This window comes from Desulfatiglans anilini DSM 4660 (assembly GCF_000422285.1).
GTDB classification, from domain to species: domain Bacteria; phylum Desulfobacterota; class DSM-4660; order Desulfatiglandales; family Desulfatiglandaceae; genus Desulfatiglans; species Desulfatiglans anilini.
The window spans coordinates 1-12,017 of record NZ_AULM01000061.1; the positions used below are offsets into that span (position 1 = coordinate 1).

Consider the following 12,017-nt stretch of genomic DNA (forward strand, 5'->3'; position numbering starts at 1 on the left):
TCAAAAACAGCCGGAAGAGGCTCATATTCCACCTCGATCAGCCGCAGGGCCTCGTCCGCCGCATAGACGTCCGTGGCAGCCACCGCCGCTACTTCCTCCCCGATGAACCTCACCTTGTCCATGGCCAGAGGATACTGATCCGCAGGATACCTCGGGGTCTCCACGAAACCATGCTTGATGCCCAGGGTGTCCTTGCCGGTGATGACCGCCTTGACCCCGGGAACCTGCCGTGCACGCGTCGTGTCGATACGAACGATGCGCGCGTGGGCGTGAGGGCTCCTCAAGATCCTTCCCACCAGCATGTTCTTCAGCTGGAGATCCACCGTGTAAACGGCCTGCCCGGTCACTTTTTCAGGACCGTCCTTCCTTAGAATCCGTTTTCCCACATATTCCAGATCGCCCATGATCATTGCTCCTTGGGATGGCTCAGCGCTTGTCGGCCGTCGAAGAAGCCGCGTGCAGCACGGCCTCCATGATCTTGTTGTAGCCCGTGCAACGGCACAGGTGTCCTTCCAAGGCCTCCTGAATCTCTTCCTCATTCGGCCGGGGGTTCCGTTTGAGCAAGGCCGTCGAAGCCAGGACCATGCCCGGGGTGCAAAACCCGCACTGGACGGCGCCCTTTTCGAGGAAGGCCTGCTGGACAGGGGTCAGAACACCGCCCTCGGCCTGTCCTTCTATCGTTTCGACCCGCTTGTTCTCGCATTCAACCGCCAGCAGAAGGCAACCCAGAACCGGCTCCCCCTCCACCAGCACCGTGCAGGAACCGCACTCGCCCGTTCCGCAGCCTTCCTTGACCCCCGTCAAACCGATCCGGTTGCGCAGGACTTCCGACAGCGTCTCCTGGGGCTCAACGGCAAGCTCATAGGTCTCTCCGTTGATCGTCACTTCCAATAATCGTTTCGATGGCTTCGTTCTCATGAGGCACTCCTGTTATCGACCGCCGGTAAGCTGATTCACTGCGCGGGTCAGGGCATTCAGGGCTTCGATCTTCAGCATTCCAGCAATGTAAGATCTCGAATAACCATGGTGTGGGATTACGTTCACTTCTTTACATATTTCGCGAACTACGTCTTTCAATAAAGGTTTCGAGATGCTCTCGCCCTCAAGGAGAGATTCGCCTTTGAGTCCGCGTACAGGAGCGGAAGATACCGATCCAAGGGTAATTCGCGCCCGACTGCAAGTCTTTAAATCATCAGTGGTCTCCAAAAGGACAGCCACGCTAAGCGCAGCGAATTCGATTCCCTCCCGCATTGTCAACTTTGAAAAGCCGCAGCCCTGGCTGCCTCGCGATCGAGGCACAATGATGGCAGAAACAATATCATCGTGTTTAATATTTAAAGGATGTTTGGGATCGCCACTGTAAAGATTCTCAAGATCAATAATCGTAGCGCCTTTGCTGCCGGTGACTTCAATCTTCGCACCAAGGCAGATAAGGGCAGGTGCGGTATCCGACATATACACAGCCCAGCACTTTTTCCCCTTCGGTACGAAATAGCAGAAATCTCCTCCCCGTTTGAAGCACGGCTCTACAAACTGAAATGTATGGCTCTGGTTGAAATACAAACATCTCGTGTCCTGGCAGAGGTTTCCCGCCAATGTAGCAACATTCCTGATTTCCTTGGTGGCAACCTTGCTGGCGGCCTTAGCGAGAAGCGGCGCTTTTTGAGCCACTTCGGGGGAGGACGCCAAAGCCGCCAGCGTCAGGGCACCACTTAGTCTTAGCTCTCCTTCGGAAAGGATTTTTGGAGGGGCGACCTCCAGACCCTTTAGGCTTATCAATCGCTCTGGCTCAGCCAACCCGTACTTCATGCGGGGTAATAGATCCGTTCCCCCCCCAAGCAAGGCGTTTTTGAAAGCATTTTCCCTTAAAAGGGTCGAAGCATCCCGAAGCGTGGTTGGCCTTTCGTATGCAAATCTGGGAAGGTACATATCCATCCCTCCGTAAAAAAGTTTACAGCACAAAGGCGGAATTTCTTTCAAACGGCCCCTCCACCAAAATGAATCGCGGAGGGCTACCGCCACAAACAAACGTTTGTAGCATCGACAATTCTTAGCTAAGCAAATAGCATGCCGCTAAATAATAAAAGGGCAACATATTGAAATAGTGTTATAATGTTATTTCACTGTTTAATTTTCTTAAGATCAAATGTCTCCTAAAAAGAGGCACTAATGCCTCTTAAAATGAAACATTATTTTGTCTCAATGTGTGTGAGACACGCCCCCTTTGAAAATTCAGTGTAGGGCGGGTAAGGTTTTGAGCCATGAAGAAGCCAACCCAAATTGCACCGACAAGGCCCATGGCTGAAAAATGGGGCCCTGTGGGTGATCCTGTCGCCCCAGCATTCCGGAGCACAGAACATGGCATTTTTTCTCCATCCCTCTGTGTCGCTTTGCCAGCTTCCGGATCAAAAGGACGTATGGATATCCACAACCACCTGTTAATACGTACGATTTCTTCGCCTCTGCGTAAACCGCTCCATCCTGGACCTATCCCTTTGCTTGTTATTCCCATTTCCCCTTGTAAACACTGACAGATGGAGGATCTGATCCTCCAAAGCCAGGATGAACCCCGTCACGTGAGTGGATTCAAGCCTGTAGTCAGTGCCCAGACCAACGGCGGGATGGGCTTCGGTGAAGGCAGAGGTGGCGGCTTTTCTGAACTTGGTCACCTCGCTCTTGACGGCGTTGGACGTTTCATCAGGCTTGTACCAATCGATGGCATCCAGTGCATAGCTTTCCAGAAGCTTTTTGAAGACCTTCGAAAAGGTATCGGGCCTCCCAAAGGCATCCATTCCGGCAACCTTTCCGTTGATCATGAAAACGGCTCCCACCTGTGAGTCGATCAACCGGAACTCTTTGATATATTCATCGATGGAGGGCCTGTCCTTCTCGTAGATCGCGGCCATCGCGCCGGATGGGGAATAGACATCCCTTCTCGCCGCCTTTTCGGCGATGCCGTCCCAGATCGCTCCCTGGTCTGACCGGAATTCGCCGGTGGACCGGATTGAATAGGACACCTGCTCGGCCTTTCTGGCCCGGAGATTGGACGACATCATCCGGTTCTGGGTGTGAAACCCCGGTGCGTTATAGGACCACCTCCCATGCTCCACACAACTCACCGGGATCACAAGGGTGCTGTTTCGATCCACCAGGATGGTGGTGTTGACGATCCGGTTTTGTTTGGCGCCGACCAGTTCCTCGCCGTCCAGAATGAGGACCAGCATGTCGGATTTGTTCACGACCTTCAGTTCCGGGACCGACCCGCCCTCGCTCACCTCGACCACCTCGATCAGGCTTTCGCTCAGTGCCTCATCCAGCAAGAGGTATTCCAAGCCCGCGCTGTACGGGGAGAGGAGCGGGTAAAGGGCCAGGTTCTTGTAGGTCTGTTTCCTGCCGACGTCGAGTTGATCGAGAAAATCTCCAATGATTTTGTCCATAATTCGTGTCCTCCTTTCAAGATGTTGCTCATCCCGGTGCCATCTCCCGGAGCTAGGGGGCGGGCGGAACCCGCAGGGACCAAAGAAAGCGAAAAAATGACCTTTTGTGAATGCTCAGCCGCTCAGCATTCTCTGTGAGATGGCGTCATGATAAATGATGGGTTTGTCATATACGGTCACAATGGAAAAAATATCCCAAATCCCACCAAGAAGAAACCCAGAGCTTGAGGAAGCCGGCCCGGAGCTTATTGGAAAAAAACGCCGGCGCAATTTTACGGCCAAATACAAGCCGCGGATCCTCGCATAGGTCGACCGGTGCTCTGAAGCCGGAGAAGTGGCCTCCCTGCTTCGCCGTGAAGGGCTTTACTCTTCGATCTGACCTGTTGGCGTCGCCAACGAGACGAAGGCATCCTCCAGGCGCTGCAGCCGAAGAAGCGCGCCGCAAAGAGATGGAAAAAAATCCGTTGGCACCATGAGTAGCTATTGCCCAACCCCATGTTTGCACTGAAACTCGTCGTCCAACGCGGGAGAGCGGTTCTGTAAGCAACAGCTGCATTGCTCCATTTTCCGATTTGTTCGAGGGCGTTCACAGTCTCAATGTAGGATGGCTCATCGGCACTAGCCAACAGTTCATCGAGCCGGAGGACGACGAAGCCCCAGTTTTCCGCGCGTCCCCACGTCTTTTGGAAGGTTCGCCAGCCTCTTTTTCGGCTGCCCTTTGACCACCTACCCGGAACCGAGGTTGGGTTTCAGCTCAGAAGGATGGTCCCATGGAAGCGCCTCATTTTGTTCCCTGTGCGATAGGGGTTTCCCTCCTTTGCCCATGCATATTGCACAATTCATCCACATTTTCTCCCTACAAATGAAGGTAGACTAATTTGCGGCTGAAAACCGAATCCGTGTGGAAACAGATGAGGGATGGAGGCTTTGCCAGGGATTTGTCCATGCAGCGCCTGAGGGATGAACGGGTCTGAGCCGTAATCTGAAAAGAAGGAGGCGACACCATGAAGTATGTTCTATGCGTAGGAATGCTCCTTGCCTTGGCCGTATCGGCCCCTGCCTTAGCGGCGGATGTGAATGTGAGGATCGGGATCCCTTTGCCCCCGGTGATTGTGTATGCAGGGCCGATAGAAGTCATCGTCATACCGGATTCGTATCTATATGACGTCTATGTGGTTCCCGATCTGGAGGTGGAGATCTTCTTCAGCCGCGGCTGGTGGTGGCGTTTATGGGAAGGGCGCTGGTACCGCTCGCGCCATTTCGACAGAGGTTGGGCTTATTATCGATACATCCCTGATTTTTATTACGATATTGATCCAGATTGGAGAAAGTTCTACAAAGGCCGTCATTGGAAGGGGCACCGATGGAACTATCGGCGGATTCCTCACCATCAGCTTGAGCAGAACTGGAGTTATTGGAACGCCCATCGCTACTGGGAAAAAGAAAGGAAATGGGAGGTCGAAAAGTACCAACCTCTTCCTGCGCAAATGAGGCAGGAGGTGAGGCACAAGCGGGAATATGAATATCGGAGGAAACCCGAGGTACGAAAACATGAACAATGGAAAGTGCAGCAGAGGCAGCCTCAGCGCCGTGAAATGAATCGGCAAGAATATCGGCGGAAGTCCGGCGAGGAACAATTCAAAGGGCCGCAACGTAAAGAATCCGATGTGCGTAGATATCAACAACAGGGTCAGGAGAGAAATACGGATGGGCAGCGGCAAGAGCGGAGAGGTCGGAAAGGGCCTGATTCTAAAAACTAATAAAGGTCGCAGCAAGGAGTGTGTCTGAGACAATGGAAATCGGATGGTCGCGTGCAGGGATATCGCTTTATGAGAAGCGGCAACGCTTTTGCTCTGGAAGCTCTTTTGACAGTCGTCTCAGAAATGGCTTTTGTATTGACATGTGAGAGGGCTGCACATATGGTTTTAGAGTGGCTGCGTTGGATTATTTTAGCTTATAAATAAATAATTAAAGTTTATCCGACTAAAACATGCTTCGCCCCATGCAGGGCCAGGGGCCTGGATCAATCGGCAGGCTGACCGAGCCAGGAGAGCCCCCGTGCCCTGTCCATGGAAGGTAGTCTGCACTGCCTCTACCAGCACGGGAAAATTGGTTTTGCGAAGGCGGCAAGCCTGACCGAGGGAATGCAATTGTCACCTTTTTCAATGTCCATATTTGGGCTGGATTGTTGCCATAGATCGGCGGATCAAATCAACCGCTCAGAGTGATTCTCCTGGTGGGATCCAAACGCTGCCCGGAGAGGAGTCGTTTCCTTATGTGCGAGCAGAAACGCACGCGAAACCACCCCTTCGAGCTGCCCGTTCGGCTGCCTCCAGTCCCAATGCTCACAGAGCCCCCGGGAAATCGCAGTTCGGGTGTGTTCCTGGTGTCTGCTTATTTTATCGCGGATCAACGCGAGATCTTTCTCTGATCTGAAAACTGCGAATATGAGAGAGGGAAGCGTTAAAAAAGAGAAAAGAGCATGAGAGTGAAGCGTTGAAAAAGCTTGAAGAATGTGAACATGAAGGAAAAGATGTGGAAGGATAAGGAGGGCGGCATCCAAGGAGGCCAGCCTTGTTTCGAAACGCCAACGATTCGACTATGCTGAAAAATAGGGAAAAAGACAGATGGGCATCTTAGCGTGGATCATATTGGGTTTGATCGCAGGCGCCCTTGCCAAATGGGTCATGCCGGGCAGAGACGGCGGGGGAATCATCGTCACCATTCTACTGGGCATTGCCGGGGCGTTCGTAGGCGGCTGGATCGGCTCCTTTCTGGGGCTGGGCACGACAGGCGGCCTGAGTATCGGCAGCATCATCACGGCTGCGGCCGGGGCTTTCCTGCTGTTGTTCATCTACCGCCGAATTAAAAGGAAATCTTGAATATTCCTTGAAGGATAGGTCTAGGATCAGCTCGATCCTCAATCTCTTCAAGGATGCTCGCTTATGGCACTGTGATAGGCCTGAGATTATCGGGGCAGGCAGCAATCAGACAGACCTTATCTGAAAAGGGGGCGCCCATGACTCAAGTGAAGACGCATGAATTCTTCAACGCCACGGACTACTTTCTCGACCGGAATATCCGTCGGGGCCTGGGCCATAAGGTGGCTGTCTATACGGAGCATCGGAACTACACGTACAACGACATACAGAAAATGACGAACAAGTCAGCCAACGCGTTCCGTGAACTCGGGGTGATGGTCGACGATCGCATCCTGATCCTGATGCTCGATGTTCCGCAGTTCTATGCCATCTTTTGGGGGGCCATCCGGATCGGGGCCGTTCCTATCCCCATCAACACCATGCTCTCTCCTGAGGATTATGAATACTATCTCAACGACAGCAGGGCAAAGGTCCTCGTCATTTCAGAGCAGATGTTCCCCTCCATATCCCAGATCGAGGGCGACCTCCGGTATCTCAGGGACCTGATCATCCTATCGGACACCAAAGGCGCCCACATCCCCTTCAAGCAGATGTACCGTCATGCCCCTGCAACGGCCAAGACGGAATCCACCACCAAGGACGATATCGGCTTCTGGCTCTACAGCTCGGGTTCCACAGGCGCACCCAAAGGCGCCATTCATTCCCAGTACGATATGGTTACGGCCACGGAGGGCTTTGGCAAGCGTGTGCTCGGCTTGACAGAGAATGACATCCTCTTCTCCGCGGCCCGCCTCTTTTTCGCCTACGGCCTGGGCAATTCTTGCTACCTGCCCTTTGGCGTCGGGGCCTCCGTTGTATTGAATGCTGAAGCCCCCAAGCCTGAAAATGTGTTCCACCATATCGAACGGTTCCGTCCCACGGTCTTTTTCGGGGTTCCGACACTCTACGGTCAGATGCTCGAATATCTGGAGAAGCGGGACAGGGAGACCGGCGCCACACCCGACCCCAATGCCGCTCACGAGTTGTCTTCGGTCCGTATCTGCTTTTCGGCCGGGGAAGCCCTCCCGCCTGAACTCTATCACCGGTGGAAGAAGCGTTTCGGCATCGACATCCTCGATGGCATCGGGACAACCGAGCTTCTCCACATCTTCATCTGCAATCGACCGGGCGATGTACGGCCCGGGTCCAGCGGGAAGCCTGTGCCCGGATATGAGGTGAAATTGGTTGACGATCGGGGAGAGGCGGTCCAAAAGGGCGAGATCGGCACCCTCCTGGTCAAAGGCGGGACCGCTGCTCAGCAGTATTGGCGGAAACGGCAGAAGACGCTCTCCACCATGCAGGGGGAGTGGATCAACACGGGGGACAAATATTATGAAGATCCCGACGGTTACTTCTGGTGCGCCGGCCGCGGCGACGACATGCTGAAGGTCGGCGGCATATGGGTTTCCCCGGTGGAGGTGGAAAACTGCATCATCGAGCATCCCGGGGTTGGGGAGGTGGCCGTTGTGGGAAAGGCCGATGAGAAGGGCCTTGTCAAACCCAAGGCATTCGTCGTGCTGAGAGAAGGGTATCATCCGTCGGAAGAGCTTGAAAAGGAGATCAAGCAGTGGGTCCTCGACAGGATCGCCAAGTACAAATATCCCCGCTGGGTCGAGTTCGTGGAGGTGCTGCCGAAGAGCGCCACCGGCAAGATCCAGCGGTATAAATTGAGGTAGTCGGATAGGGCGATGGAAACAAGCCTGCCATCGCCGGTTTTGGTCAGTCGATGGGTGTCAGACAGGCTCTCGAAAAGGAGGCATCAATGGCTCACGGGACATCGCAGGATTTCTTCAACGCCGCCGACTACTTTGTCGATCGCAATGTTCGTCAGGGCCGTGGTCACAAGGTGGCTGTGTATACGGAACATCGCAATTACACCTATAACGACATTCAGAAAATGACAAACAAGTCGGCCAATGCCCTCCGTGAATGCGGCTTGAGGGTGGACGACCGCGTACTTATACTCCTGCTCGATGTGCCTCAGTTTTATGCGGCATTCTGGGGCGCGATCAAGATCGGGGCCGTGCCTATCCCTGTCAACACAACGCTCGGCTCTGAGGATTACGCCTATTTCCTCAACGATAGCCGCGCCAAACTCCTTGTCATATCAGAGGAATTGCTTCCTGTGGTCACCCATATCCAGGGCAACCTACCCTATCTCCGGGACCTCGTCGTGATATCGGAGACAGAAGGGGCCCACATCCCTTTCAGGCAGAAGTACCGGCATGCGCCGGCCGAGGCCGCGACGGAATACACCACCAGAGACGATGTGGGGTTCTGGCTTTACAGCTCGGGGTCCACAGGGCTGCCAAAGGGGGCTATCCATTCCCACTACGACATGGTTGCCGCCACCGAAGGCTTCGCCCAGGGTGTCATCGGACTGACCGAGAAGGATACGGTGCTTTCAGCGGCAAGGCTCTTTCATGCGTATGGACTCGGCAATTCCTGTTATCTCCCATTCGGCGTCGGCGCCTCCGTTGTCTTGAATTCCGAGACCCCCACGCCTGAAAATGTCTTTCGTCTCATCCAGCGCTTCCGCCCGACGGTCTTCTTCGACATCCCTACCCATTATGCCGAATTGCTTGATTATCTGGAAAAGCGGGACAAGGAGAAGGGGGCCGGCTCCCAGGCCGATGCAGCGCACGAACTTTCCTCTGTCCGCATCTGCGTTTCGGCCGGCGAAGCACTCCCGGTTGAGATTTATCGCCGTTGGAAGGAGCGTTTCGGCATAGAGATCCTGGACGGCATCGGGACCAGCGAGCTTGTCCACATATTCATCTGCAACCGCCCCGGGGAGGTGCGGCCGGGCTCTTCAGGGAAGCCCGTTCCGGGCTATGAACTGAAATTGGTCGATGATCGAGGAAAAGAGGTGCCCAAGGGGGAGATCGGAACGCTCCTGGTCAAAGGTCAGACGGCTGCGCAGCAGTATTGGCGGGGGCGTGAAAAAACACTCGCCACCATGCAGGGCGAATGGATCAACACGGGCGACAAATACCGCGAAGATGCCGACGGGTACTTCTGGTGCGCCGGGCGCGCCGACGACATGTTGAAGGTAGGGGATGCCTGGGTTTCTCCGATCGAGGTGGAAAGCTGTATCGCAGGGCATGCCGATGTCCGAGAAGTTGCGGTTGTCGGGTACATGGATGAAAAGGGGCTGATCAAACCCAAGGCGTTCGTCGTCTTGCGCGAAGGGGCAGAAGCGTCGTCAGGTCTCGCGGATGATATGAGACGCTGGGCGGAAGACAGGTTGGCCCCGCACAACCATCCCCGCTGGATCGAGTTTGTGAACCAACTGCCCAAGGGTCCTACTGGAAAAATACAAAGGTCGAGCCTGAGGGAATGAGGGCCAAGGCTGCATGCCGTCAGCCTGGCAACGTCCATTGAAAATCCGAAAGCCAAAACCAAGGGGAGGCGCAACGCCGACACCCAGGTTGGAAAGGGATCCTGACATTCGCCCAGGTTTCCTCGTGCCGGGAAGCCGGAAGAGGGCCGTCCGTAAATCACCGAAATGGCGCCCTGTCTCTGCGGCGGACATCTTGAGTCCAGGGGCTCGCAGCGGACGCTCCAGAAGCTTATGAAGAGTGCGAATACGATTCTGTATTGCCGGGAGTGGGAGGAGACGGTGCGGTTCTACAGGGACCGGCTGCATCTGCCCGTCCGCTTTTCAAACGACTGGTTCGTGGAGTTCGAGTTGACCCAGGGGGCGCGGCTCAGCGTTGCAGACGAACGGCGGTCGTCCGTGAAGAGTTCGAGGGGGCTCGGCATCACCCTCGCCTTGGAGGTCGATGACATCGAAGGCGTCCGGGAATATGCCGAGAGGGCCGGCTTGAAACCGACGGCGCTTCGGCGCCATCCCTGGGATGCGCGGGTGTTCTATCTGGTTGATCCCGAAGGGCACCGGGTGGAGATATGGCAGGCCGGGACAGGCGGCGAAGGGTGAGACCTCTGTCCGTGCCGGCGGGGAAAGAACCCCGAATCTTTCAATCAAGGAGGAAAAAGGTCATGGGCAAGCTGATTCCGATCTCGTTGGCGGCCGTCCTGCTTGTCTTTTGGAACATCGGGCCGGCGGCGGCCAAGCCTTCCAAGTGCGAGGAATGCCACGTCAAGATCTCGCCACTGCAGGTCCAGGATTTCAATCGGGGCAAGATGGCCGAGACCATGGATTGCACCAGCTGCCACGGGTCCGCCCATCAGAGCGACCAGGACGTCGACAAGGTCCAGCTGCCCACGATCGCGACGTGCCAGGCATGCCACGAGGAGCAGGCCAAGCAGTACCTGTCCGGGAAGCATGCGCTCGGGCTGATCGCGCTCGAGGCCATGCCGTACACCCACATGCAGCCCGCCGCCTTCGTGGAGGGCCAGAAGGGATGCGGCGGGTGCCATACCCTGGGCTTGAAAGACCAGAGTGTCCGGGAGAGCGACAAGAGAAAGTACTATCCCTATGGGATGGACTGTCAGAACTGCCACACCCGCCAAGCGTTCTCCAAGCGCGAGAAGGCCGAACCGGAAGCCTGCAAGACCTGCCACATGGGCTTCGACCACGCCCAGTGGGAGATGTATTCCGGGGCGAAGCACGGTGTGACCTACCTCGTCAACCGGGTGGTCGATCCCGCGAACAAGGATCGCGCGCCCCGCTGCCAGACATGCCACATGCCTGGCGGGGATCACCGGGTCTTCTCGGCCTGGGGTTTCCTGGCGGTCCGGCTGCCTGAGGACGACGCCGAGTGGATGGGCTACAGGGCGACCATCCTGAAGGGGCTGGGGGTGCTGGATCCCGAAGGCAATCCGACGGCGCGGCTGGAGGTCGTCAAGGCCGGCAAGGTGGCCCGGTTGAGCAAGGAGGAGTTCGAGGCCGAACGGCAGCGCTATGTCAAAGTCTGCAACCAGTGCCACACCCCGAACTTCGTTTCCCACAACATGAAGAACGCGGACCAGATGGTGAAGGAGGCCGACAAGCTTTTCGCCGAGGCCATCGAGATCGTTGCGGGCCTTTATGAAGACGGAATCATTCCGCGGAAGGAGGGGGCTCCGGCCTATCCGGACCTGCTGACGTTCTATGACGTCAATACGAAGGTGGAACAGCTCCTCTACGAGATGTTCATGGACCATCGCATGAAGACCTTCCAGGGAGCCTTCCACCTGAATTACGACTATTCCACCTGGTACGGGTATGCGAAGATGAAAAAGGACCTGGTGGAGATCCGGGAAGCGGCTGCAACGATGCGCAGCCACAAGGAAAAACAACCCTGACGCCCAGGGTGGGGCGGGCGATGCTTCGACCATGAGGGCTGTCGCTCCTGGAGCGACAGCCTCCCTGGACGAATGCTGCCGGGCGGCCTCGAATTGGCCCCCGGGCGGCTGCGTCTCCCACGCCCGGCCCCCTTTGTCAACCAGGTGTATCTCGGCTCTGCCGACAAAATCCTCTCCGTCTTTATGGCCAAAGAGAGCGGATTCCCCAGCCGGATTTCCTCCAAAGAGTTCGGATCGCTTTTTGCCCTGCTTGAAATCGACAAGCCTTTGGACCTCGCCGGCATTGTCGACGACGTCGTCCCTGCAAAAAGGAAGAGGCAGGGGCCTTCCACCGGGGAACTGATGCTTTATGCCGTGATCAATCGCGCCATTGCCCCCATGAGCAAACGCAGGATGTCCGAATGGTATG

9 protein-coding genes and 2 pseudogenes are annotated in these 12,017 nt (G+C 55.8%); 7 read left to right on the forward strand and 4 right to left on the reverse strand.

Annotation, left to right across the window (positions count from 1 at the left end; translation table 11 throughout):
- The 4 genes and pseudogenes from H567_RS26235 to H567_RS0120055 form a co-directional block, all read right to left on the reverse strand.
- Nucleotides 1-404 (reverse strand): annotated as a pseudogene (locus H567_RS26235) (xanthine dehydrogenase family protein molybdopterin-binding subunit); the annotation flags it as partial.
- A gap of 22 nt (nucleotides 405-426) precedes the next feature.
- Nucleotides 427-918, reverse strand: coding sequence for a (2Fe-2S)-binding protein (locus tag H567_RS0120045; RefSeq protein ID WP_035255453.1), 492 nt, complete (start codon nucleotides 916-918; stop codon nucleotides 427-429).
- 12 nt (nucleotides 919-930) lie between these two features.
- Complete coding sequence (locus tag H567_RS0120050; protein ID WP_153306293.1) at nucleotides 931-1,980, reverse strand: FAD binding domain-containing protein; 1,050 nt, start codon at nucleotides 1,978-1,980, stop codon at nucleotides 931-933.
- 458 nt (nucleotides 1,981-2,438) lie between these two features.
- Nucleotides 2,439-3,437 carry an ARPP-1 family domain-containing protein gene (locus tag H567_RS0120055; protein ID WP_035255454.1) on the reverse strand — a complete coding sequence of 333 codons (999 nt, stop codon included), beginning with the start codon at nucleotides 3,435-3,437 and terminating at the stop codon, nucleotides 2,439-2,441.
- Nucleotides 3,438-4,441: 1,004 nt separating this feature from the next.
- On the opposite strand from H567_RS0120055, the gene H567_RS26240 reads away from it, so the two are divergent.
- The 7 genes and pseudogenes from H567_RS26240 to H567_RS0120100 form a co-directional block, all read left to right on the forward strand.
- Complete coding sequence (locus tag H567_RS26240) at nucleotides 4,442-5,197, forward strand: hypothetical protein (protein WP_035255456.1); 756 nt, start codon at nucleotides 4,442-4,444, stop codon at nucleotides 5,195-5,197.
- A gap of 867 nt (nucleotides 5,198-6,064) precedes the next feature.
- Nucleotides 6,065-6,319 (forward strand): GlsB/YeaQ/YmgE family stress response membrane protein, encoded by a 255-nt coding sequence (locus H567_RS0120075; RefSeq protein WP_028322763.1) that lies wholly within the window; start codon nucleotides 6,065-6,067, stop codon nucleotides 6,317-6,319.
- 137 nt (nucleotides 6,320-6,456) lie between these two features.
- Nucleotides 6,457-8,034: a benzoate-CoA ligase family protein gene (locus tag H567_RS0120080; protein ID WP_028322764.1), complete on the forward strand. Its 1,578-nt coding sequence runs from the start codon at nucleotides 6,457-6,459 to the stop codon at nucleotides 8,032-8,034.
- An 86-nt stretch (nucleotides 8,035-8,120) separates the two neighbouring features.
- On the forward strand, nucleotides 8,121-9,701 hold the full coding sequence (locus H567_RS0120085; RefSeq protein WP_028322765.1) for a benzoate-CoA ligase family protein: 1,581 nt from the start codon (nucleotides 8,121-8,123) through the stop codon (nucleotides 9,699-9,701).
- A gap of 231 nt (nucleotides 9,702-9,932) precedes the next feature.
- Nucleotides 9,933-10,298: a VOC family protein gene (locus tag H567_RS26245; RefSeq protein ID WP_035255458.1), complete on the forward strand. Its 366-nt coding sequence runs from the start codon at nucleotides 9,933-9,935 to the stop codon at nucleotides 10,296-10,298.
- Between the two features lie 62 nt (nucleotides 10,299-10,360).
- Nucleotides 10,361-11,608 (forward strand): multiheme c-type cytochrome, encoded by a 1,248-nt coding sequence (locus H567_RS0120095; RefSeq protein ID WP_028322766.1) that lies wholly within the window; start codon nucleotides 10,361-10,363, stop codon nucleotides 11,606-11,608.
- A 93-nt stretch (nucleotides 11,609-11,701) separates the two neighbouring features.
- Nucleotides 11,702-12,017 (forward strand): annotated as a pseudogene (locus H567_RS0120100) (hypothetical protein); the annotation flags it as partial.